We start from the raw sequence: 24,562 nt of genomic DNA on the forward strand, positions 1-24,562 counted from the left end.
CACCCAGCACCTACCAATAAAAAAAGGACCCCGATTTCGGGGTCCTTTTTAGATCTAACAATTATAACTGGGTTGATTAACCAGCGTTGTCCTCACCACCGTCAATACCAATAACATTGCCGGTAATCCAGGTACTCATTCCTGAAAAGGTAAGGACAGCTTCAGCAACATCATCCGGTGTGGTGAGACGACCACCAGGATTGGCATTTAAAGCCCGGGCAATCATTTGCTCGTTACCTGGGATTTTCCTCAAGGCAGGTGTGTCGGTAACACCCGCTCTCAATGCATTAGCTGCGATGCTTTTTGGAGCCAGTTCAAAAGCGATCTGGCGGGTATGGGCTTCCAGAGCTGCTTTGGCAGCAGAAACGGCGCCATAATTAGGCCATACAGTGTGACCGCCGGAACTGGTCATACAGAATATGTGACCGCCTTCCTTCATCAATCTATGTCCAACCAAATCCTGGGTCCAGTAAATCAGAGAGTGGGCCATCACATCCAGAGTCATATCCATCTGGTTTTTGTGAACAACCCCACCTTGACCGGGATTGAATACGACGGGAAGAAGGGTCCCAAAAGCAAGTGAGTGGACCATAATTTGAACGGTACCCGCCTCTTGGGAGAAGGTCTCTTCCATTACTCTGATCACTTCTTTTCTGGCTCTGGTATCAGCTGCATTAATGTTAAAAAACATAGATTTTGAACCAGATGCAGCGATGTCTGCCTTAATAGCGTCCACATTGTGCATGGTTGCCTTGCGATCGAGGTGAACGCCGAAAATATTATATCCATTGGCGGCAAGTTTTTTGGAGATGGCTCCACCAAATCCACTTGAAGCGCCTAAAATTAATGCCCATTTCTGCATAACTCTTCCTTTCGTTGGTCAATATCCAAACTGACGGTGAATATAGATTTTGCCCATGCGATGAAAAGTAGTTTATTTGTGATAGAAATTATCGCAAATAAATTCAGACCTACCGTCTTTGCCATATAGCCGCCTTCACTCCCCGGCCACATTGCTCATTATGCAAAACTGCTCAAATCTGCTCCATCAAAGACTTCTTTCAATTTATTTGAAATTTTCTAGTTTTCACCAGGAGTGGCAAAGGTGTTATCCAATACATGGTCAGCCGCTCAACTTTCATGAGAAGAAGCTTAAAGGGGGTTTAGAATGAAGACAAGTCGACTTATCGGAACAATTCTACTGGTTCTATTTTTCCAGAGCTGTGGGGGAAGCGTAGAAAATGAACCAATTCTTGGGCAAGACTTTGTGATTAGATATGACAATCAGAATAATCTGCTATCTGACGAAATTATGCTGGTGTATTGTTTTGATTACTGGGGGACCACAGGCAATAATTATCAAGGGCCTGCGGGTCTATTCAGAAATGTGCTAACGCCAGATTCTGGTCGAGCATCTGAGGTACAGATGGAAAAAATTGATTCCCATTGGGAAGCCACTATTTCCATTCCAGAGTATGCAAGCCTATTGAGTTATTATTTTACTGATGGTAAAGCATTTGATTATAACGACCAAAAGACTTTTACAAATTACATATACAATGAAGCAGGAAACCCTGTGGAAAATTCCCGTTTCAGGAATGTTGATTTTCTCGTCATGGCTGGAGAATCTCAGGAAGCAATTTTAGCCGAGATTGGGGCTGAAATAGAGGGGTATCCCACCAATTGGGTTGCCCAGACCGTTTATTGGCGGAAAGCATTTGAAGCCGCTGAATCTTTTACGGATCTTATTTCTGTCTATGATGATGCCGGTAAGGCCTATACGGATCTTGTTGATAAACTTGGCGAATCTGATTCCCTGAAGCTACTGAAGGCAAATTTCATGCTCGATTATATGAACTCAATAAGTAGATCATCAATGAAAACCAATAATGAGTTTATGTCAATCATGGAAGCAGTCCCCCAGGAGAGTCATTATGGAGCGGCGAAAAGGAGATATCAAAGCTTCTTAGAATATCAAAAGATGAGTAACGGAAGTTCTGAATTTCAAAATAAGCTCATCGGATCAATTCCCCCAGATTTCGAGTACAAAACTATCAAGGGCGATGAAGGCAAGTTGTCGGACTTCAAAGGGAAATATGTACTTCTCGATTTTTGGGGGACCTGGTGTGGACCCTGTGTCGGTGAAATACCCAATTTGAAAAAAGTATACGCTGCCTTCCATGAGAGTGGCTTTGAAATATTAAGTATCAGCAGCGACAAGTTCGAGGCCCCGAAACTCGAGGAGTATGTGACGGAGAAGGGAATGAACTGGAACCATGTCCTTGAGGGTATGGGGGGTCCCATACAAAAACTGTATCAGATTAGGTCTTATCCATCTCTTTTTTTAATAGATCCTGAGGGCAAGGTAGTGAGCATCAATAATGAGCTGAGAGGCGAATTGTTAAATACTAAATTAAAAGCGATTTACGAATAAAACATTTTGATGGTCCCTTCATAAAATAGGATAAATGCAGGTCCGAGGTCACTGGGGAGATTCTATCAATGATTTTTAATCTTGAACAATCGACCTTGCCAGGTATCACGGTGATTTAGCTCTAGGTCCATGAGGTGGGTAAGTTTGGGAATATTGTATCCCCAACGAGGGGCAATCAGGATCTCATCGGGGGCGTCGCCGAATAATCGCTGAATAACAATTTCGGGATTTAACCGCTCCAGAATATCTGCCACCAATTCTATATACTCATCAGCCTGAAAAAGTGGAAATGGCTTGTCCTGATATCTTTTTGCCAGCACAGTTCCCTTGACAACATGTAGCTGGTGGATTTTCAGGAAATCAAGTCCCAGATCATTGGCCGCCACACCGGTTTCCAGCATCATTCCCTTTGATTCAACGGGGAAACCCAGAATGATATGTCCCGCGACTTTTATGCCATACTGTTTGGTTAGTTCAACTGCCTTAATCACAGACTCATAATCATGCCCACGATTCATCCACTCCAGGGTCTTGTCGTGGACGGACTCAATGCCATACTCCAGAGTCACATTCACCCGCTCATTCAATCCGGCTAGATATTCAAGCAGGGGCTCATCAACACAATCACCTCGAGTTCCAATATCCAACCCGATGACATTGGGATAATCCACGGCCTCTTCATACATACGTTTCAATTTATCCAATTCATCATAGGTATTGGAATATGCCTGAAAATAGGCGATGTACTTTTGGACATCATAGCGGTCGATCATAAAGGGGATAGAAGCTTCCATCTGTAATGGAATGGACATGTCCTTGTTGATGTAGTGGGGGACAAAGCTATCATTATTACAGTACACACAACCACCTCGTCCCTTGGAACCATCGCGATTGGGACAGGTAAAGCCACCATGCAATGAAACCTTGCGGATTTTCTCACCATAGGTCTTCTGGAGGTAATAGTTGTAGTTATGATAACGCCGGTTTAACCAGATTTTTACTTGATTTCCAGCATCAGTTGTTGAATTTGCACTCATGTCACTATTTAACCTGGTTCCCATAAAAACAGTACTTCTTTTCGCGAGAGAAACGATGGAAATATCCACCCCAAGGAACAATTCTTCATGTCAATGAGCTTACGAATATTATTGATTTTTATCTTGATCGCGAATTTGAGTGCTCAGGAAAAAATATGCGTGGTAAAGCATAAAGACGTTGATGAGCAGAGTGCCATCATCAAGAGTCTAACCTATGAAAACGTCTATTGGGTGTGTAATGACTCCGGGGATAAACCATTTGTGTATCCCTTGACTGGGCAGGGCGAAATGATTGTCCCAGATTTTATGAAAAAACGATATAGCGGAAATAAAATTGACGACTATCCCGGGATAAAAATAAAAAATGCCAGTCTCATCGATTGGGAAGCCCTGGCTGTATTAAAGGATACCTTGTTGATTGCTGATGTTGGGAACAATGGAAATGCAAGACGAGATCTGGGAGTCTATCTAATTCCTGAACCAAATCCTCGTTCAACCTATGAAACCCGCCCCCTGGTCTGGCTACCTGTCCGGTATGAGGATCAATCCAATTATCCGGCTAAGGATTGGGAATTTGATTGTGAGTCCATTTTTACGTTTCAGGGGAAAATATATTTTCTCACCAAACATAGAGCGGCCAATCAAATCAGAAAACCCACTGCATCAACCAAGCTGTATCGCATGGATACACGATATACAAACAAAGTAAATGTGCTGAAATTGATAAACCGTAAGGAAGACCTGGGAGGCTGGATCACAGATGCCAGTATGGCTCCAGATGAATCAGCCATGGTGTTGATCGCCCAAAACCCCCTGGCAACCATCATATGGTATTTTCCCAAACCACCACGAGGGGATGATTTTTTAGCCCAAACCCCCAAAACCTTTACCCTGGTCAAGGCTGATCAGGCTGAAGGGGTTTGTTTTAAGGATCCCAAAACAATTATTGTAACCAATGAACAGCGGGAATGGTATGAAATACCGCTCTCAGCCTTTAGCAAATAGATTTTTTTTAAGGATATCAAATGAAGTATGAACACCTAGCCAGACGTAATCAATTTAAACCAGGTGATTTTACCCTCAGTGGCGCTGTAAAAAATTATGCTCCAGACCTGAAGCTCGAACCTGTTCATACTGAGGTGCATCTCACCGTTGACTTGAAGCAGAAGTCAGCAGCAGGGTATGCAATAATCACATTGCGAGCCAATGTGGCGGGATATCATTCAATCAAATTAGACGCAGTGGATTTTGAGGGAGTTAAAGTCCAGGATCTAAGCAAAAAAGGGATGGACCATGCTTATAATGATGTAGTCATTGACTTGAATTTTGAAAAACCCTTTGCAGTAAATGAAGAGAGTGTCATCCGTGTAGACTATCATATACAAGAACCTATTTCAGGGCTTCAGTTTTCAGCGCCAGATAAGAAACGACCAGAGTTTCCATTTTACGCCATCACAGACAATGAGACAGAACGTGCGAGGTATTGGTTCCCCTGTGTGGACTTCCCCACAATTCGATCAAAGATGGAGTATTATCTCACTGCAGATGAGAATTTAACAATTCTGGCAAATGGTGCCCTGGTCTCTGAAGAAATTAAGAATGGCATGAAGACTGCCCATTGGCAACTGGATTACCCCTGCCCCAGCTACCTCGCCTGTTTTGCCATAGGTGAATTTTCGGTCTTCGAGGATAAACCACTCAGAGATATTCCCATTGCCTACTATGCAGACAAGTCATATACCCCAGAACAACTGAAGCGCACCTTTGAGCCCACCAGAAAAATGCTGATCTGGATGGAGAAAAAACTTGATATGGCATTTCCATATCCCAAATATTTCCAGATTGCTGGTCGGGAAGTGGGCGGCGCCATGGAGAATATCTCTCTTGTATCCTGGGATGATAAATTCATGCTGGATGAGACCATGGCCAAAGAATGGAAGTATATCATGGACCTGATCAATGTCCACGAAATGTCACATTCATATTTTGGGGATGCCGTCGTATCCTATGATTTTGCCCATGTCTGGCTCAAAGAAAGCTGGGCGACTTACATAGAATCAGTATGGCTGGAAGATTCTGAGGGTCTTGATGCCATGCACTGGCAACTCGCTGAAGAATCCAAAAGTTATATGGGTGAAGCAAAGAACAACTATGTGCGTCCCATTATCACCCGAGAATACGATCACAGCTGGAATATGTTTGACATGCACCTCTATCCTGGCGGTGCCTGGAGATTGCATATGCTGCGCCAGCTGGTGGGAGATGATAATTTTTGGGCCGGTGTCCAGGAATACGTCAATACCTATGCTGCACGAACGGTAAAATCCCTGGATTTTCAACGCTGTATTGAAAATCATTCAGGCCTGAACCTGGATAGTTTTTTTGATATGTGGTTTAGATCCAAGGGCTATCCAATCCTGAAGGTCAGCTTCGAATATGACAAGAAAAAGGGTGTGGGCAAATTCACTTTCGAACAAACTCAAGTCGACGATAAAAAGGGGATTGAGCTGTTTGAAATGGAAGTTGAAGTTGGTTGGCAGGATGGTAAGGGAGCTGATTATGTCGACGTTGTCCAGCTTTCCAAGGGAACTCAGATTGTAAATATTAAGATGGATGAGCCTGCCCATGTCATGCTTGATCCAGGCATGAAAGCTCTATTCGAGGCGGATTTTAATCCTGGTGATGATAAGCTACGCCATCTCCTTGAGAACGGTAAGACGGTCCGTGGACTGATGCAGGCTATGAGTGAATTGGCAAAAACTGGCAAGCGTAAAAATTTGCAGGCCATCCGCGACTATCTCAGCCAGGAAGAACGTTGGGGTCTCAGAATTCATGCTTATCGATCCCTGGGATCCGTCGGGAATGCCTATGCCTATGGGCATCTCGCCGACCTGTTGCCTCTGGAAACAGATCCCATGGTAATTGAGGAAGCTGCCCGAGCATGCGGTGTTCATCGAAACGAGACTTTGAGAAAATCTATACTCTCGAAGTTGAAAGCAAGCGATCTGCCATATCGAGGAGAAATGGCGCTCCTGGAAAGTCTAGGCAAACAGCGCAACGAAGAAGACATCCCCCTGTTAACTGCCTATGCAAAAAAAGATGGCTGGAGAAACCTGGTTCGCGCAGGTGCTTTTCTTGGCTTGGCTGCCAGTCGAAATGAAGGAGCTCTGGAAGCACTTCTGGATGGAATCGACGCCCCTGTGCATTTTTATGATGAGAAAGTGGCCAGACTTGCTGCGCTGACCTCAATGAAGGACTGGATGGCGCCACACCTCCAGAAAAGGATGACACAGGCTATTTGTGCAGCCACAGAAGATCCCAGCTACCCCGTTCAAATAAATGCGGCTAGAGGTCTTGGCGCCACAAAAGACGCTGCTGGAATTCCATCTCTTCAATCACTCCAATCGCGTTTAGCCGTACAGGATCATCCGCTGATAAAACGTCAAGTTCAAGCCATTCAGGCTTCAGGTGACGGAACTGAGACCAAGAAATTGCAAAAACAACTCGAAGAACTTACTGAGAAAATAGATGGTCTGGAAAAACGCGTACAGGAGGTTGAATCTGAAAAATAGGATTCTAATAAGCACCACTTTCGTGTTCATTATACTGGGACTTTTACTCATATCCTGTGGGAAGGAAGCAAAAATTCTTCACCTGGAACTGGAAATCGCTGAGCTGGTTTGTATGGATGGACAAAAGATTTTTGAGGGTCGCATCCTCGACTTAGAAGGTATAAAGACTTTTTCCGCCAATATTCAGACTCAGAAAGCACAAATAAGCTATTGGGAAAATCAAGTCTCTGCAGACGAAATTGAAGCCCACCTCGGAGACTATGGTTTCACCATTGATGGCAAGCCTGGTAATGAGGTTGCCCGGGGTCGCTTACCCCAATGCTGTTTCTTCCCACCATCCCGTCATTGATGAGCAAAGGAAATTCATGATATCTCAAGAGCAATTCAGATCCTATTTCGACGTGGCTGGAAAACGTTTGTTTTTCAATCATGCCGCCTATAGCCCTCTTTCAAAACCCGTCGCAAATGCCATGAACGAATTTTTAGAACATCGGCAAATGGGAAATCCGCTTTCCTGGAATATTGCTGAAGGACATATGGAGGGTCTCAGGGCAAATTATGGCAAACTGGTAGGGGCTCCGGCAGAGCGTATTGCTCATATGGCGAATACAGTTTCAGGAATCAATGTGCTGGCCAATGGATTGGATTGGAAACCGGGTGATCACATCCTGCTCTATGTGGATGAATTCCCATCCAATGTCATGCCCTTCCTGAATTTGAAAGATAAAGGAGTAGAGGTCGAATTTATTTCTGCACCAGACGGAAGAGTCACCCCTGAATTATTCGAGATGGCTTTGAAACCACAGACCAGACTTATCTCAATCAGCAGTGTACAATATCTAACAGGTTATCGTGCAGATATGAAAACCCTCTCTGAGCTGTGTCATTCCAGAAATATTCTTTTCTCTGTCGATGCCATCCAATCGGTGGGTGTTGTACCTACCGATGTCATTGATTCAGGGATTGATTTTATGGCAGTTGGTGGACACAAATGGATGATGTCCCCTCTGGGAACCGGTTTTCTATATGTGACCGAAAAACTTCAAGCAGGTCTGAAATTGGTAAATAGAGGCTATATGGGTCACCTGAATCCTATGGATTTCGGTAATTTTAATCAAGAGCTTAGCCCTGACGCAAAGCGCTTTGAGTTGGGTGCATTTAATGCTGCAGGGATGGCAGGCGCTGAAAAAGCCACTGAATTGCTCCTGGAATGTGGTATCGATAGTATTTTTCGTCATGTTCGTAAACTTATTGGTCAGTTTGAATGGGGGCTGGAAGAGATGCCCTTTGAAACCATGTATCAATTTGAAGAAAATGAGCATAGTAGTATCTGTATGTTCTCGCACACAGATCACTCCAGGAATGAATCCATTTTTCAATCGCTTTCAGAATCTGGTGTTAATATCTCCTTACGTGGAGGAGGCCTTCGTCTGGCGCCACATTACTATAACTCGCCTGATGAGGTAGATCAGATTCTGTCACTTCTAAGGGAAAATGTCTGATTATCTCAGCGGAACCTGAACAACATGTTGGCGTTCATCAAATAATACCATCATGTTTTGAAAAAGCTGGAAAATAAATTGAGGGGTCAACCATGAACCAATCAAGCAGAATTAGCCTAATTCTCACCCTGGGGATTATGCTTGCGCTGGGAAGCTGTGCCAAGGAAGATGCATCCATAGTGTCTTCGGCCAAGGTACCTGTAACCACTCAATCAACCCTGGCTGCCAATGAATTTCAGAAGGGGATGATATTTGCCAACAAACTTCAAACTGTACAGGCTGCCACACATTTTCGTCTTGCCCTGGATGCGGATCCCACATTTGCCACGGCCTGGTTGAACCTGGCCTATGTTTCCCCGGGAACTGCCCTGTTTGTTGCGTATCTGGACTCTGCCAAGGCATATGCATCACAAGCCAGTGAGGGTGAACAGTTAATAATTAAAGCCGCTAAATATGGATTTGAAGGGAATAATACCAAACAAGAGAGGACCTTACAAAAGCTGGTTGATAAGTTCCCCGGGGATGAATCTGCACATCTACTTCTGGGTAATTATTACTTTGGTCTCCGCCTGTACCAACAGGCCATTCTTTCCTACAACCAGGCTACAAAAGTGAATAATAATTTGGCTATTCTTCACAATCAGTTGGGCTATTCACAAAGAGCCCTGGGGAATTATGGAGAGGCTGAAAAAGCCTTCAAATTCTATATTAAATTGAACCCTGACAATCCCAACGCCTATGACTCATATGCTGAGCTACTCATGGAAATGGGGCGTTTTAACGAGTCCATAGAATTCTATGCCAGAGCACTTGAACAGGATCCGAATTTTATGGCAAGTCATATTGGTCTCGCCTGCAATTATATCTTTTTGGGTGAGCAAAATAGAGCCCGAATACAATTGGAGCTATTAAAGGAAAATGCTCGAAATGTTATCGATACCAGACGAGCTATTTTTACTGAAGCATTGACTTATGTTAGCGAGGGAAATATTTCTCAGGCAATTGAGTCCATGCTGTCAAATCTTAAACTGTCTCAAGCAAGTCAAGATGTAGGAAACATGGCCAACGATCTGGTCATTTTGGGGAATCTTTATCTTGAACTACACCAACCTTCTGTAGCATTGGCTCACTTTGATAAATCCATGGATGTGATTGATAAATCTAATCTACCCCAAGCTGTCAAAATCAACGGCCACACCACTCATCTGTATAATGTTGCGCGAGTTTTTACAGTCCAGGGTGAATTCGAAAAGGCCAAAGAGACCTCAGGCCTATTTGCTGAGCAAGTGGGTATCAGAAAAAATCCTATTCAGATAAAACTAATCTCCCAATTGGATGGAATCATAGCCCTTGAGGAAAAAAAGTACCAAACTGCCATTGACAAGCTCAAGGAAGCCAATCAATTGAACCCCTATAATCTTTTTCGCATGGGACAAGCATATGAGGGACTGGGTGATATTGAGCAGGCAGCCAGTTTCATGCTACGGGCTGAAGAGTTAAATGTCTTGAATAGTATGGATCAGGTGCTGGTATTAAGTAAAACGAAGTTCGCCAAGAATCCCGCTTAAGCAGCAGGGGCAATATGGTAGAAGACTGCGAAAAAGTGGAACAGGCTTCCAGCTAAAACAAATCCGTGCCAGATAGCATGGTTGTAGGGTAACTTTTCCCAGGCGTAAAAAATAACTCCCAGAGAATATGCCAGACCTCCAGTCATTAACCATAGCAGACCTGCCGTGGGAAGCGCTGCCAGAAGGGGTTTTATGGCAATAATGACCACCCATCCCATAAGCAGATAAAAAATTGTGCTGAGAACATCATATTTTGGTCCGAATAGGAGTTTGAAGGTAATTCCCAGTATGGCCAACCCCCAGATCGTGCCGAATAAGCTCCAGCCCCAGGGTCCTCTCAGGGTGACCAACAAAAAGGGGGTGTAAGAACCGGCAATCAGCAGATAAATCGCAGAGTGATCAAAGATTCGCAATATTTCTTTGATACGGGGTGTGCGGAAACCGTGATAGAGGGTGGATGCCAGGTACAACATGATGAGGGAACCACCGTAAATGCTAAAACTGACGACATGCCAGGCTGTTCCATAGAGGGCAGCTCTAACGACCAGCAGGATGAGTCCTGTGATGCTAAAGCCAACACCTATACCATGGGTAATGGTGTTGGCTAACTCTTCATAGTCTGCCCGTGACCGACTCACTTTAGATTCCCAATTTCCTCAAAGAAATAGACAATGCTTTCTATTCCTTTATGGAAGTTATACAGGCTGAAATTTTCATTGGGGGCGTGGGCGTTTTGATCAGGGAGCCCATATCCCATAAGGAGTACAGGTGCCTTGATAATATCTGCGAATACTTTCACGATGGGTATGGACCCTCCCTCGCGTAGAAAATCTACTTCCTTCCCAAATGCTTTTTTCAAAGCTCGTACACCGGCTTGAAGTCCGGGATTGTCCAGATCGGTTACGTATCCAAATCCACCATGCATGGCTTCAACTTCAGCTTCCATGCTCTCTGGATTAAGAGATTTGACATAGGCAGTGAATTTTCTGGCGATATCATCAGGATCCTGATCTGCCACGAGACGCATGGATACTTTTGCATGGGCTTCGGCTGGGATAACGGTTTTGGCGCCTTCACCCTGAAACCCACCCCAAATACCGTTGATGTCAAACGTTGGACGCGCCCAGAGACGTTCTAAATCATCGTAACCTGCTTCACCAAAGAGAGCAGGCGCATTGATGCTATCTGCAAAATCTTTGGCGCTGAATGGTAAATTGCTGAGTTTCTCATGTTCATTCTCAGTAATGGGTAGCACATCATCATAGAATCCTGGAATAAGGATACGTCCGTCTTCGTCTTTCATCTGGGCCAGAATTTCAACCAGAGCATTGATGGGATTCTTGACCAAACCACCAAAGGAACCCGAGTGAAGATCTGTGGATGTTCCGCGTAGGTTTACCTGAAGGTATGCCAGGCCACGAAGGCCATAAGTAATACCAGGATAGCCTGCTCTAAACATGGGGGTGTCAGAGATGACCACATAGTCTGCAGCCAACATTTCCTCATGTTCCTTGATAAAGTCTTCCAGATGGGTAGAGCCGACTTCCTCCTCGCCCTCGAAAAGCAATTTTACATTTACTGGGAGTGTACCCTTGGTTGCCAACCATGCTTCAATGGCTTTAAGGTGGATATATATCTGTCCCTTATCATCTGCAGATCCCCGGGCGAAAATTTTACCATCTTTAATGACTGGCTCGAAGGGTGGTGAGTTCCATAATTCCACTGGGTCAACGGGTTGGACATCGTAATGTCCATAAATGAGGAGGGTCGGTTTTCCAGGTGCACCAAGCCACTCAGAATAAACGACAGGATGTCCGCCAGTTTCGAAGATAGCCACCTCATCCATACCGATGCTGCGCATTTCTGTTTTTAGCAACTCTGCCATATCTCGCATATCGTCATGATTGTCAGGATTAGAACTGATGCTTGGGATCTTGAGAATACCAATCAGTTCCTGTTCATACCTGTCATGGTGTTGTCCTAAAAAGTCTAGCGTTTTCTTCATATTTTAGTCCTGTAGATTCTTCAATTCTTGTTGGACAAAGGCCACCAGTTCTTTCAGGGTATCCGCTGAAAAATCGAACTTGATGCCCATGGCTTCCCAGACCTCCGGTAAAGGTTTGGAACTTCCAAGGCTTAGTCCTTTGATATAGCCCTTCAAAGCAGCTTCCGGGTCTTGTTTGTAGAGACGATAAACCTGGAGAGCACCCAATTGAGCTATTCCATATTCAACATAATAAAAAGGCATCCCAAAGATATGGAGTTGACGTTGCCAGCCGTTGCGCCTGATATGATCATATCCATCCCACTTAACCAGTCCAGATGTGAAACGACCATTCAATTCGTCAAAATAAGCGTCCCGTTCTTCAACTGTATGGTTGGGATTTAAATAAATCCAATGCTGGAATGCATCTACAGTGGCACACCAGGGAAAAAATGTAATTATGCCTTCGAGGTGTTCACGACGGGCTCTGATATGATCCTTCTGATCATAAAATTTATTCCATAATTCTGCAGTTAATAACTCCATACTCATGGAGGCAGTTTCGGCCATTTCAGAAGGAGTGTCACGATAATGAATCATGGGCTCGTCATTGGTGAGGAAAGTATGCATGGCGTGTCCGCCTTCGTGGCACATGGTGACGACATCACGATGTGTACCAGCTGCATTCATAAAAATGAAGGGCATGCCCGTTGTTTCCAGACCATAATTGTAGCCACCTGGAGCTTTGCCTTTTCTGGATTCAAGATCAAACAGGTCAGCTGCCTTCATTGCTTTAAGATTTTCACCAAATTGGGGATGAATTTCACTAAAAATATTTACGGCATGTTCCAGGAGCTCCGCGCCAGTTTTGAAGGGGGTGAGAGCCTTCTGACCCTCAGGTTCACCAGCTCCATCCCAGGGACGATAATCATCTTTTGCTAATCCCAGTTTATCTCGATGATATTCTCCAATCTTTTTAGCCAGAGGAACAATATGTTCTTCAATGGCATTCTGAAAATCGACAGCATCCTGAGGCGTGTAGTCAAATCGTTGGTGCTGATCATGACTGAAATCGCGATAATTGTCATACCCGGCATTTTTTGCAGATTGAACCCTCAGTTTTAACATCTCATTAAAAATCCGGTCTGCTTTCTCTTTGACGGAATATCGTTTTTCACTGATGGCCAACCAGGCTTCCCTGCGAATCGCTCGGTCAGAAGATTGTAATCTGACAGAAGCCTTGGGCATAGGCATCTCTTCACCATCTAAAGTAACGGTGAGGCCACCGGTGAGCTGATCGTATTGAGTACTCAGCTTGGAAATTTCTGCAGATAATTCCACGTTTTCTTCACGGAACAGTTCAAGTTCACGTTTCAACTTTTTCTTGAGTTGACCGAAACGTTGGTCAGGCAGTTCAGAAAATGCGGGATGATTGACAATCATCTTCTCCACGGTATTGGCAGCTTTTTCTAATTCAGGAGCGATTTTTGTCGCGAATAATTCGTGGCGGTCGAGGTATTCCTGATTTGTGGTTTCCCGGGACATATTGATATATGACCAGGCATTTTGCTCATGAAATACACTCAAGGTTTCGCTGTAATGCAGGATCAGTTGGCCTAAAGCTTTACTGTCATTAACCTTGCTGCTTATGAGTGAATCGAAATAGGGCTTTAAATCCGCCCAGGAATTTATGGTAAGGTCTGTTGGAATAAAATTTGTTGGTTGATACATATCTGGCTCCTCATTATCAAATCTTTCAAGCTTGTGATCATGTTACACGGGTCCCAGCCCGAAGCAAGGGCATTTTCCATGCCAATGACATGGGAGGGAAACCCGGCTCATCAATATCTCACTTTGGTGAGAGCATATATTTGTTAACATGCTAGCGATGGGGGCTGGTAAATCATCATAAGGGTTGCTGCTATGGAAAAAACAGGGAAAAAGCTCAGTTTCCTCGATCGATATCTCACACTTTGGATAATCCTGTTTATGGCAGCAGGGGTTCTGGCTGGATATGCCATGCCTGGTTTGAGTGATTTCTGGAACGGAATGCAATCCGGTACTACTAACATTCCAATAGCCATTGGACTCATCATCATGATGTATCCACCCCTGGCCAAGGTTCGTTATGAGCGCCTCGGAAGCCTTTTTAAGGATATCCCCATCTTAAGCTTTTCTCTCATTCTAAATTGGATTATTGGCCCCTTATTGATGTTTATCCTGGCCATTGTCTTTCTTCAAGGATATCCCCACTATATGACTGGATTGATTTTAATTGGTCTGGCACGTTGTATTGCCATGGTGATCGTCTGGAGTGATCTGGCAGGTGGCGATAGGGAATACACAGCCGGTCTGGTTGCTTTAAATTCAATCTTTCAAATTCTCTTCTTTTCTCTCTTCGCCTATCTCTATTTGACTGTCTTTCCTGCCTGGTTAGGGTTTGAACTGGAGGCGGCCAGTATCTCTATGCTGGAAATAGCGAAAAGCGTGGGCATCTATCTTGGAATACCATTTTTTGCTGGCCTCCTGTCTCGTGTCTTTCTCATGCGGATAAAGGGAGAGGAATGGTATAACAAGAAGTTTATCAAGACCATCAGCCCACTCACATTGGTGGCGCTACTTTTTACAATTTTCGTCATGTTCTCTCTCAAGGGTGAGCTTATTGTAGAAATCCCCTTTGATGTTTTAAGAATTGCCCTTCCATTGGTGATTTACTTCCTGATTATGTTTTTTGTGTCCTTTTTCCTCGGCAGAAAAATCAGTGACTCATATGAGAAAGTGACTTCCCTGGCTTTCACAGCAGCCAGTAATAATTTTGAGCTGGCCATTGCCGTCGCAGTGGCTGTTTTTGGAATCAATTCCGGGGAGGCTTTTGCAGCCGTCATTGGACCCCTGGTTGAGGTTCCAGTCCTTATCGCTCTGGTAAATGTTTCCCTGCGTTTCAAGTCATCGTTTGCCGCTGGCTAAATTGATATTGAAAGGATTTCCATGCAGATTGGACCCTATAAACTAACCTCATTGATTACGTCAACCTTCGCCCTTGATGGGGGAGCGATGTTTGGTGTTGTCCCTAAAACTTTGTGGTCAAAACAGGTTGAGGTAGATGAGTTAAATCGTATTGAGATGGTGACCAGAACCTTGTTGTTGGAGTCAAAGGATAGAAAAATTCTCATTGATACCGGTAATGGTGATAAATGGCTGCCCCGACATAAAGAAATTTTCAAGATCGAATTGGATCCATACATTTTGCCTCAGAGCCTGGCAAAGGTTGGTTTAAGCGTTGATGATATCACAGATGTCATTTGCACCCATCTACATTTCGATCATGTCGGTGGGAATACAAGAATTGAGAATGGCAAAGTGGTTCCAGTATTTCCCAAGGCATCTTACTGGGTTCAGTCTGAAAATTGGGAATTGGCCAATAGTCCATCTGAGAAGGATCGAGCCAGCTATCTGGCGGAAAACTGGTCTGTTTTAGCTGAAAATGGTATGCTGCAAATATTGAAATCAGAACGAGAGTTGTTTGATGACATTAAGTTAGAGTTAGTCCACGGTCACACGCTGGGCCAGCAGTTGCCAATTATCTCAGATGGAACTTCAACACTCATTTATGGTGCTGACCTCTTCCCCATGAAGGCTCATATTCCAATCCCCTGGGTCATGGCCTATGACAATGAACCCATGCGGAGTATTGCAGAGAAAAAGCGCATTCTGCCAGGTCTTCTGGATCAGGATGCCATGATATTTTTTGAGCATGATCCCAAAACCATCGCCTGTAAACTTACTTCCTCTGAAAAGGGTATCTTTGGCGGTGAGGACATTATTATTTAAGCAATATGCCGTGCTAAGCTACAGTGATCTTCAGCAATTTGGTTTAGAACTTGGTATTCATAAAATCGGGGTAGCCGCTGCAGATAGGGTTGCCGCAGAGCATCTGAATGAATGGCTGAATCGTGGCTATCAGGGTCAGATGTCCTATATGGAACGGAATCAGGAGAAGCGTCTGAATCCAGGAGAACTCCTGCCTGGAGCCCGCTCAATCATTTCCATTTTTGTTAATTATCATCAGGACGAAAAGCTGCCGGAGCTGGATGGTGTTATTTCCAAATATGCCAGGAGTGTAGATTACCACACTATTTTGAAGGATATGCTCCATGATTTAGCCAGCCTTTTGCATGCAGAACAAATCGAGGGCTTAACCCGTAAGGAGAGAGCTCAACTTTATCGAGTGTTTGTAGACTCTGCGCCAGTAATGGAGAAGCATTGGGCAACTGCGGCTGGCATTGGCTGGCAGGGGAAACACAGCAATATTATTACCCGTGAGTGTGGTAGCTGGGGATTTTTAGGGGAAATTATAACGGTTGAGGAATTTGATCGCTATAGTCTGGAGGTTCCTGATTTTTGTGGAACCTGTACAGCCTGCATTGATGCCTGTCCAACTCAAGCTATTACGGAACCCTACGTGGTGGACGGCTCAAAATGTATTTCCTATGCAACCATAGAGCTTAATCCAGATCTGGATATTCCCATCGATATACAGCAGAATATGGATAATTGGATTTTGGGCTGTGATATTTGCCAGGATGTTTGTCCCTGGAATCGTTTTGCAAAACAATCAGAGGTTCAGGCGTTTTTACCCATAGATGATTTAAAGCGTGGGGGAGTTCCAGATTTTAGCAGGATGGACGGAGAGTCTTTTACAAACAGTTTTGGGGCTACCCCTCTGGACCGTCCTGGTTTGAGGGGGTTAAAGCGAAATCAAGCCATCAGGCATCAATTGAAGAAATAAGCTCGACCTGCCAGTTTTCATCCACCCATAGCAGGAGAATGGTCATGCCAAGATGCCAGGTTGCCATAATCTTGGCCGATTGCTGGAGGTGTTCCAGATGTTGTGCTTTAGATCCAGGGTTGCCGGCACAGTCATGATGAGCTACCAGTGCAATTTGCTTGGCGTGATGTTTATCCCTGGAAACCAGTATCCGGTTAAGAATAAGGCGTGAGGCCGTGGCAGTTGATGCCATAATCTTGTCTGGTCCAGCTTCTGTGATCACATCAATGTATGTGGCACCTGAATACGCTTTCATCCACTTATTTACCGGATCTTGAACGCGACCATCCATGCAATTAATGACTGCTGCAAACTTGGGTGACATGGGGATTCCCTTAATCTGAAGTTTGATTCAGGCCAACAGGTAGCCTGGTTTTGAGATCAATGATGCGGGCATATGACTCATGAATGCGCTGTGGATCTATCTGACCATTCTCAATTGCATCAAGAACAATCTCATTAATTCTCAGTGGAAGATTTTGGTCAAGATCCATAGGATCAGAGAACTGAAGTATATCACAGCCGGCATTAATGGCAGCAACGATAATTTCTTCCAATTCAAAGCGCTTGATTATTGCACCCATCTGGAGGTCATCTGTAATGACCACGCCGTTGTAGCCCATCTCATCTCTCAGGGTAACCTGTATATGCGACTTAGAAATTGATGCAGGATATTTTGAATCAACACCTTTATCCATGAGATGTCCTGCCATAATCATATTGACTTTGGCCGAATCAATTAAGCGTTGGAAAGGTACTTGCTCCGACGATCTCCACGTACTGGTGATATCAGTTATACCGTTGTGCGAGTCCTCTCTTGAACTTCCATGACCGGGATAATGTTTGAGGGTTGTTAATACACCAGCATTATTATGTGCTCGAATAAAGGCATCGCTATAATCGAACACATCTCCTGGGTTCCTTGAGAAACTCCGGTTGAGCTGACCAATGGCTGGTGAGATTCGATTGACATTTACATCCACAACAGGCGCCAGGTTTAAATTAAGACCGGCTTGATGAATCTGCTTTGCCATACGAGAATATAGGATATAGGTTTCGTCGAGACTCAGGTTTGCACCTACATGAGCGGCTGACGGAAATTCTTCAAACCCCTGAAGCTTGCGAAGTCTCCTCACCAGACCACCCTCTTCATCAACAGCAAGGAGTAAGGGCTGTTCTACAGTGAGAGACTTAATACTTTTCACAAAGATGCGAAACTGCCGACTGTTCTTGATGTTATGTTTGAAGAAGATTATTCCACCAATCTCTCCATTCGTAATCTGACGACGTGTCAACTCCATAGCATCAGCATTCAAGTGGGCTCCTCGAATTCCAACCATTATCATTTGACCAATTTTCTGTTCCAGTGCTACTGGATCAGTTGAATAAGGTAGAGCTTGCGTCTGGCCATTTGCGACAAGGGCAATGAAACCTGCCAGTATGAAATGAACTGCGGTCTTTGAAAGGTAGGAGAGCTTACTGTAATGATTCATAAGGGCATGAAACTAGACGAGTTTATGAAAACTATCAAGTATTTGCGGGAAGATTGCGACATTAATTATTGATTAAAAAGTCTGCCATTCCTGCCACCAACACAATGGCAACAAACGATATCAAGCCATTATGGCATGCATGCGTCAAATATAACAACATAAAAACAGGCAGATGCGCCATTATGGCGCAAATATCACAATGGCACGGGATTCGAATATAGAATGACCGTGTTTGAGTGACGGACAAGAATTAAACGATAAAAGGAGATAACACCATGACACTAGTAAAAGTAGCCCGCCCAAGAATCAATAGAAGTTTCGACCACATGTTGAACAACTTTTTTGAAGATATGAATTTTGACACCCAGAGAAATAGTCTGTGGCGACCAGCAATGGATGCTGTGGAATCAGAAAAGAACTTCGAATTGTCCTTCTCATTACCTGGTTTTGAAAAGGATGATATCACTGTCTCAGTGAAAAGCAACACTCTCAACCTTAAGGCAACAAAGGCAGAGGTCAAAGAGGATGAGGGTCCGAAGTACCTTACACGTGAGATCGCACGAGGAAGTTATGAAAGAAATATAGAACTTCCGGAAAATGTGAACACAGATAAGATCGCTGCCGAATACAAGAGCGGCATTCTAACCTTGAGCATACCTAAGACCAAGGAAGCTCTTCCCAAGGAGATTGCCGTCACAGTCAAATAAACTGTGTGGATTCTATCAGTTAGAATTCACACTAAAGGTCAAACCACCAAAAAAGAGGCTGTCTCAGAATCTGAGGCGGTCTCTTGTGGTATATAGGGATGTTTGGTTCAAAGTTCTCTAAAATGTCATGAGTTATATCTATATAGCTCCATTTTCATCAAGAAATTGGATATGGCCCAAGCAAAAGCTTAACTCTCATTTTTTTACAACGAAATAAACGAAAGGAACGAATAGTTTTGTGTAGATTCGTAATCTTCGTGAGACTTGTCTATCGAAACCCATGGGGTGTAGATCGATTAGATGTGAGAGTAAAATAAATCAACGCTTTGGCCTTGTCCGCATGCTCAGTGGCCAAATTTTTGAAGCTAACTTTAGTGGGAGTTCGCCCCTATACCCCTATAAAATACAAAAAAAGAGGCCGCCCTTTTGGGACAGCCTCTTTTTTATTCTTATAGTATAGTCCTACTTACGTTCAGCAACCAGACTATCCACTACAGATGGATCTGCAAGAGTGGAAATGTCACCCAGACTATCAACCTCATTCTCGGCGATCTTGCGTAGAATTCGACGCATGATCTTCCCAGAACGTGTCTTGGGTAATGCCGGTGTAAACTGAATCTTATCTGGTTTAGCGTGAGGTCCAATTTCTTTTTTAACAGATGCAATGATACCTGCTATAATTTCATCAGAACCTTCCACACCAGCCATCAAAGTGACATAGGCATAAATTCCCTGGCCCTTGATATCATGGGGGAAGCCAACAACAGCAGCTTCAGCAACACCCTTGGCTTTACCAATAGCGCCTTCAACTTCGGCGGTTCCAATTCTATGTCCAGAAATATTCAAGACATCATCTACACGTCCAGTAATCCAGTAGTCACCGTCAGCATCACGACGAGCACCATCACCTGTAAAGTAGTAACCTGGGAACATTGAAAAATAAGCTAGTTTGAAACGATCATGATCACCATAAAGGGTTCTCATCATGCCCGGCCAGGCAGCTTTCATGGCCAATAAACCAGACTTATCATTCCCTTCGATCTCTTTACCGTTTTCAGTGAGCAGTACTGGTTGAACACCAAAGAAGGGAATTGTAGCACTACCAGGTTTTAAGGGAGTAATACCAGGCAGAGGAGTAATAAGAATTCCGCCTGTCTCAGTTTGCCACCAGGTATCTACAATGGGACATTTACCCTTGCCAACAATGTTATAATACCAGTTCCATTCAGGAGACTTGATAGTTTCACCAACAGTACCCAACAAACGAAGGGATGAAAGATCACGGGTTTCCACCCATTCATTCCCCTCACGCATCAAGGCACGGAGTGCTGTAGGAGCGGTATAGAAAAGGGTGACTTTGTGCTTGTCAACCACATCCCAGAAACGACCGAAATCAGGATAATTTGGCACACCCTCAAACATCATGGTGATGGCACGGTTTGCCAGTGGTCCATAGACGATGTAGGAGTGACCAGTTACCCAACCAATATCTGCTGTACACCAGTAAACATCATCTTCATGATAATCGAAGACCAGTTCATGCGTTAACGAGGCATATACCAGATATCCACCCGTGGTGTGAAGCACACCCTTTGGTTTTCCAGTTGAACCAGAGGTATAAAGAATAAACAATGGATCTTCAGCATCCATTTCTTCTGGTGCACAAACAGCATCGGCTGTGGCCATACCTTCATGCCACCAGATATCTCTGGGGCTTTCCATGTTCACTTCAGCACCAGTACGTTTAACAACAACACAGGTCTTAATGGAGGGAGTCTCAGCCAACGCAATATCAGCATTAGATTTCATGGGAATATCAAGTTTGGTACCGCGGACACCTGTATCCTGTGTGATGAGAACTTTACATTCTGAATCGTTTATACGATCCCGAAGCGATTCAGGGCTGAAAGCTCCAAAAACGATTGAGTGAATTGCACCGATGCGAGAACAGGCCAGCATGGCAACAGATAGTTCAGGTATCATCTGCATATAGATACAAACACGATCACCTTTTACGACACCGTGCGCTTTGAGGACATTGGCAAATTTTTGCACATCGCCGAGAAGCTCTTTGTAGGTGAATTTTTTGTCTTCAGTGGGATTGTTACCTTCCCAGATCAAAGCTGTTCTTTCGCCATATCCATCTTCAACATGGCGATCCAGACAATTGTAGCTCACATTGAGTTTTCCGCCCTCAAACCACTTGATATCAGCATTGGCTATATCGTAGTTGGCCACGGTATCCCATTTCTTGAACCATGTTAAGCGCTCAGCTTGCTCAGCCCAGAATCCATCTTCGTCATTTACGGAGCGATCATACATTTCCTGATATTGTTCCATTGACTTGATGTGTGCATTAGCTGTGAATTCAGCAGCAGGATTAAATTTTGTTACCTCACTCATTTCGTACCCCTTATGATCATTTTTCCATGATAATATTTGACTTCTTTGGCATGTGCAAACAATGCGCCAAACCTTTCAATACCAACCCATGGTGGCATTAATATTTATTTTTACGCAACTATCAATTGGTAACAAATAGGGGTTTATTTAGGGGCTGCTATTTGAGAAATGATCGGATTGAATTGCTTATTTGTGCTTCCGTAGATTTTTTAACATCAAAAACCTTGTAGTTTAAACCCCATTTGGCGATAACAGCATCCAGAAGGCTTGGACGAACCGTCCAAATCATCCTGGTCTTGCTGTTGACCAGGTCACTCATACACTGACCCCACCCTTGATCCTTTAACTCTAGATGGCCAATCTCATCGATTATCACGATACTCTCAGAATGATCTGATGTAATTAAATTCAGGACTTTGCAGCCGAACTCGAGCCCAGGTTTCCGAAAATTAAAGGGTCCAGCTTTTAATTCTCCTACAGGTTCCTTTCTTTCGCAAAGGAGCTCAGAGGTTTGACTGGTAATATCCATCACACGATAGGAGTCTCTTTCACCACGGACCCAGATACCTTCAGAATAGAATCCTCGAAATTTCAAATCTTGTAGGATTTCATTTTTTATCAAAGCTTTAACCATATCGGTTTTTCCATCACCTGGATTACCGGTTAAAATGATAACCCTGGGTTTTTCTGAGTAGTGTTCCAGACGTAGATCCTCCAGCGCAGCTAACAGCTGGCTTAAAGTTCGGAAGGGGTGTCTCCAGATACGATCTATCTCGGAAACACGTTTCAACAGTCGGGGCAGGACCTCGAAGGCCAGCGAGATTGCTTCAAAAAGAACGCCCATCCCCATGCGGGTGAACCAGGTCATGATGACAGGATTCCTAAGTTCGATGCTCAGAGCTGAAAATGTGAAAATTACCAGCAAAGCACGTATTGCCATAGCCAGACCTGTTTCAATCCCCACCAGCAGGGCTGATGTGCTATCCCACCCTCCCAGGAGTAAACCCGACAGTCCCATCATGGCAAACAATTGTAACCAGAGCTGTGGTCTTTTCAAGCGCTTCAAGGATCTATTGTATCTGAAGATATTCAGGGTGACGTATGTGATCACCACAAGACTCCCAATGGGGAGAGAGAAATCGTCCAGTGTTGAAAGCCCCAGGATGAGGACTATAAAATTTATAATAAAGAGAAGAATTGAATATGATTGGGTAGCAGACGCAACCAGAAGATTTTCCTTCTTTGGAGCAGCATCAAATTTTGATTGTGGAAACGATAGTGTACCCTGAGTGTGGATTTTCCTGTAGGCAAGACCCGCCACAAGTCCTCCAAAAGTCAAATCGATTACAAAGATTGCTTTGACAAGATCAAAGGGTGCGTCACCTTCAAACCCAAAACTTCTGGAGGCCATAAAATAGAGTTGTTCATAAAGTTTCACAAAATCAGGACCGTAAGTCATGAGCAACACAAATATTTTCTGAAAAAGACTCCAGGAAACTGCCAGTGCTCCCCCCAGGACAAAGCCAGGCCATTTGCCCCTGAAAAATCGCACCAATATTTCAAGGATGACACCCTCCATAAAGATGCCCACCATGGGTCCAATTATTATGGCAGAAGGAGAAATGGACTTCATGGCGGCAGTCACAAGCGCAGTACGCCAGAAAAGTCCCTTTTTTGGCCACAACTTGTAGCCGTTGATCATGAGAATCAAACCAACAGATGCCAGAAAAGTCCCAGAAAAGGGGATGTGCAGGTTATGGAGAAAGCTACCCAGAATTATTTCTACTGAAGCCCAAAGACTTCCAAGCATGGCCGCTTTAAGCCAGATATCAGGGAGTATTTTTGCCTCTTCTTGGGCTGGGGATAGATGACCTGAGGCATTCATCGGCGAACCGGAGACGGATAAATCTGTTTTACCAACATATCTTCTCTTTCCAAATACGGGAGCAGATTTCCTCATTTCCAAGAAAACCGTGTCGGCCTGAGACCATATCCACAAAAGACGTAGGTCTGTCGGCTGAGAGAATGAGTGGACTTCTTGGTGAAGTCCTTATTTATAGCCACGCATCCATAGAGAGCATGGCAAGAGCATGAATCGTCCAGAATCTAGTCTGAATTAATTCTGAACAAAATGATTCTATTCAAACATGGGATTCGGCATAGTATGGGCCTAGATTTAGAGATCAATATTTACTTGGTGCATCATCCTCTTTGGCAGATTTTATGCATGCTTCAGGACATAACAATTAAAGGAGATATATAATGGCTACTAGTATCAAAGGTACACAGACCGAGAAAAATTTATTGATCGCCTTTGCCGGTGAATCACAGGCAAGAAATAGATATACCTATTTTGCAAGTGCTGCAAAAAAAGAAGGGCTGGTTCAGATATCACAAATTTTTGAAGAGACCGCCAACCAGGAGAAAGAACATGCCAAACGCTTCTTCAAATTTTTAGAAGGTGGTGATCTGGAAATCACTGAGACATTTCCTGCAGGTAAAATCGGAACCACTCTTGAAAACTTGCAGGCTGCAGCAGCAGGTGAAGAGTATGAGTGGACCACCATGTATCCAGAATTTGCAAAAATCGCTCGTGAAGAGGGATTTAAAGCCGTGGCTATTGCTTTTGAGAGCATTTCCATTGCTGAGAAACAACATGAAAAGCGTTATAAAGATCTTGCTAAAAATCTTGAAGAGGGTCGTGTTTTCAAACGGAATGGCAAAGTTGTCTGGCGTTGCATCAACTGTGGCTATCTCCATGAAGGGGAAGATGCACCCAAAGCCTGCCCGGCCTGTTTACATCCACAGGAGTACTTTGAGCTATTAGGCGAAAACTGGTAAGCTCCAAACCCAATGGATATAAAAAGAGGCTGTCTCAGAACCTGAGGCGGCCTCTTTTGGTAGTGTGCCGTGCATGGTTAATAACTAGGTGGTGCAAGTCCACTGTGGAGGATTGTAGTTTCCAACCACTAGTCGAGAGCAAGGGTGTCGTGGGTGACTGCGAATCTGAAGGAAGCTTAAGACAAATTTCCGA

20 protein-coding genes and 1 riboswitch are annotated in these 24,562 nt (G+C 44.1%); of the genes, 11 read left to right on the forward strand and 9 right to left on the reverse strand.

Annotation, left to right across the window (positions count from 1 at the left end):
- Positions 1-76: 76 nt before the first annotated feature.
- Positions 77-862: an SDR family oxidoreductase gene (locus ISR87_04120; GenBank protein ID MBL7024620.1), complete on the reverse strand. Its 786-nt coding sequence runs from the start codon at positions 860-862 to the stop codon at positions 77-79.
- Positions 863-1,168: 306 nt separating this feature from the next.
- On the opposite strand from ISR87_04120, the gene ISR87_04125 reads away from it, so the two are divergent.
- A complete protein-coding gene (locus ISR87_04125) occupies positions 1,169-2,434 on the forward strand; it encodes a TlpA family protein disulfide reductase (GenBank protein ID MBL7024621.1) in 1,266 nt (421 codons plus the stop codon).
- Between the two features lie 65 nt (positions 2,435-2,499).
- On the opposite strand, the gene ISR87_04130 is transcribed toward ISR87_04125, so the two are convergent.
- The gene (locus ISR87_04130) at positions 2,500-3,495 is read right to left on the reverse strand and encodes a TIGR01212 family radical SAM protein (GenBank protein MBL7024622.1); all 996 of its coding nucleotides are present in this window, start codon (positions 3,493-3,495) and stop codon (positions 2,500-2,502) included.
- A gap of 135 nt (positions 3,496-3,630) precedes the next feature.
- Here ISR87_04130 and ISR87_04135 point away from each other — a divergent pair, with 135 nt between their 5' ends.
- The 5 genes from ISR87_04135 (at position 3,631) to ISR87_04155 (ending at position 10,113) form a co-directional block, all read left to right on the forward strand.
- Entirely contained in the window at positions 3,631-4,476 is an 846-nt protein-coding gene (locus tag ISR87_04135) for a hypothetical protein (protein MBL7024623.1), read from the forward strand.
- A 20-nt stretch (positions 4,477-4,496) separates the two neighbouring features.
- Positions 4,497-7,043, forward strand: a complete 2,547-nt coding sequence (locus ISR87_04140; protein MBL7024624.1) for a hypothetical protein — start codon at positions 4,497-4,499, stop codon at positions 7,041-7,043.
- A 22-nt stretch (positions 7,044-7,065) separates the two neighbouring features.
- Complete coding sequence (locus ISR87_04145; protein MBL7024625.1) at positions 7,066-7,392, forward strand: hypothetical protein; 327 nt, start codon at positions 7,066-7,068, stop codon at positions 7,390-7,392.
- A 16-nt stretch (positions 7,393-7,408) separates the two neighbouring features.
- Complete coding sequence (locus ISR87_04150) at positions 7,409-8,545, forward strand: aminotransferase class V-fold PLP-dependent enzyme (GenBank protein MBL7024626.1); 1,137 nt, start codon at positions 7,409-7,411, stop codon at positions 8,543-8,545.
- A 92-nt stretch (positions 8,546-8,637) separates the two neighbouring features.
- A complete protein-coding gene (locus ISR87_04155) occupies positions 8,638-10,113 on the forward strand; it encodes a tetratricopeptide repeat protein (protein ID MBL7024627.1) in 1,476 nt (491 codons plus the stop codon).
- Here ISR87_04155 and ISR87_04160 read toward each other — a convergent pair.
- The 3 genes from ISR87_04160 to ISR87_04170 are packed head-to-tail and all read right to left on the reverse strand — an operon-like array spanning position 10,110 to position 13,828.
- Entirely contained in the window at positions 10,110-10,751 is a 642-nt protein-coding gene (locus tag ISR87_04160; protein ID MBL7024628.1) for a hemolysin III family protein, read from the reverse strand. The genes ISR87_04155 and ISR87_04160 overlap by 4 nt on opposite strands.
- The gene (locus tag ISR87_04165) at positions 10,748-12,118 is read right to left on the reverse strand and encodes a dipeptidase (protein MBL7024629.1); all 1,371 of its coding nucleotides are present in this window, start codon (positions 12,116-12,118) and stop codon (positions 10,748-10,750) included. Before ISR87_04165 ends, ISR87_04160 begins: the two co-directional genes overlap by 4 nt.
- Before the next feature lie 3 nt (positions 12,119-12,121).
- Positions 12,122-13,828 carry a M3 family oligoendopeptidase gene (locus tag ISR87_04170; protein MBL7024630.1) on the reverse strand — a complete coding sequence of 569 codons (1,707 nt, stop codon included), beginning with the start codon at positions 13,826-13,828 and terminating at the stop codon, positions 12,122-12,124.
- A gap of 192 nt (positions 13,829-14,020) precedes the next feature.
- Here ISR87_04170 and arsB point away from each other — a divergent pair, with 192 nt between their 5' ends.
- Genes arsB through queG form a run of 3 tightly spaced genes read left to right on the forward strand, consistent with a single transcriptional unit; the run spans position 14,021 to position 16,886 of the window.
- Positions 14,021-15,064 carry an ACR3 family arsenite efflux transporter gene (gene arsB / locus ISR87_04175; protein MBL7024631.1) on the forward strand — a complete coding sequence of 348 codons (1,044 nt, stop codon included), beginning with the start codon at positions 14,021-14,023 and terminating at the stop codon, positions 15,062-15,064.
- 21 nt (positions 15,065-15,085) lie between these two features.
- Positions 15,086-15,928 (forward strand): MBL fold metallo-hydrolase, encoded by an 843-nt coding sequence (locus ISR87_04180; protein ID MBL7024632.1) that lies wholly within the window; start codon positions 15,086-15,088, stop codon positions 15,926-15,928.
- Positions 15,909-16,886, forward strand: a complete 978-nt coding sequence (queG, locus tag ISR87_04185; GenBank protein ID MBL7024633.1) for a tRNA epoxyqueuosine(34) reductase QueG — start codon at positions 15,909-15,911, stop codon at positions 16,884-16,886. The genes ISR87_04180 and queG overlap by 20 nt, the downstream gene beginning before the upstream one ends.
- Here queG and ISR87_04190 read toward each other — a convergent pair.
- The gene (locus ISR87_04190) at positions 16,864-17,250 is read right to left on the reverse strand and encodes a hypothetical protein (protein MBL7024634.1); all 387 of its coding nucleotides are present in this window, start codon (positions 17,248-17,250) and stop codon (positions 16,864-16,866) included. The genes queG and ISR87_04190 overlap by 23 nt on opposite strands.
- Before the next feature lie 10 nt (positions 17,251-17,260).
- Positions 17,261-18,418, reverse strand: a complete 1,158-nt coding sequence (locus ISR87_04195) for a glycoside hydrolase family 3 protein (protein MBL7024635.1) — start codon at positions 18,416-18,418, stop codon at positions 17,261-17,263.
- 275 nt (positions 18,419-18,693) lie between these two features.
- On the opposite strand from ISR87_04195, the gene ISR87_04200 reads away from it, so the two are divergent.
- Complete coding sequence (locus ISR87_04200; protein MBL7024636.1) at positions 18,694-19,125, forward strand: Hsp20/alpha crystallin family protein; 432 nt, start codon at positions 18,694-18,696, stop codon at positions 19,123-19,125.
- Positions 19,126-19,587: 462 nt separating this feature from the next.
- Here the strand turns inward: ISR87_04200 and acs are convergent, their stop codons facing one another.
- Together acs and ISR87_04210 are read right to left on the reverse strand one after the other, a co-directional pair.
- Positions 19,588-21,528 carry an acetate--CoA ligase gene (gene acs, locus ISR87_04205; GenBank protein ID MBL7024637.1) on the reverse strand — a complete coding sequence of 647 codons (1,941 nt, stop codon included), beginning with the start codon at positions 21,526-21,528 and terminating at the stop codon, positions 19,588-19,590.
- A gap of 157 nt (positions 21,529-21,685) precedes the next feature.
- Positions 21,686-23,413: a hypothetical protein gene (locus ISR87_04210; GenBank protein MBL7024638.1), complete on the reverse strand. Its 1,728-nt coding sequence runs from the start codon at positions 23,411-23,413 to the stop codon at positions 21,686-21,688.
- Positions 23,414-23,440: 27 nt separating this feature from the next.
- Positions 23,441-23,564, reverse strand: a riboswitch (molybdenum cofactor riboswitch).
- 226 nt (positions 23,565-23,790) lie between these two features.
- Here ISR87_04210 and ISR87_04215 point away from each other — a divergent pair.
- Positions 23,791-24,369, forward strand: a complete 579-nt coding sequence (locus ISR87_04215; GenBank protein MBL7024639.1) for a rubrerythrin family protein — start codon at positions 23,791-23,793, stop codon at positions 24,367-24,369.
- Positions 24,370-24,562 lie beyond the last annotated feature (193 nt).

The organism is Candidatus Neomarinimicrobiota bacterium (assembly GCA_016784545.1).
In the GTDB taxonomy this organism is placed as follows: Bacteria; Fidelibacterota; UBA8477; order UBA8477; family JABMPR01; genus JABMPR01.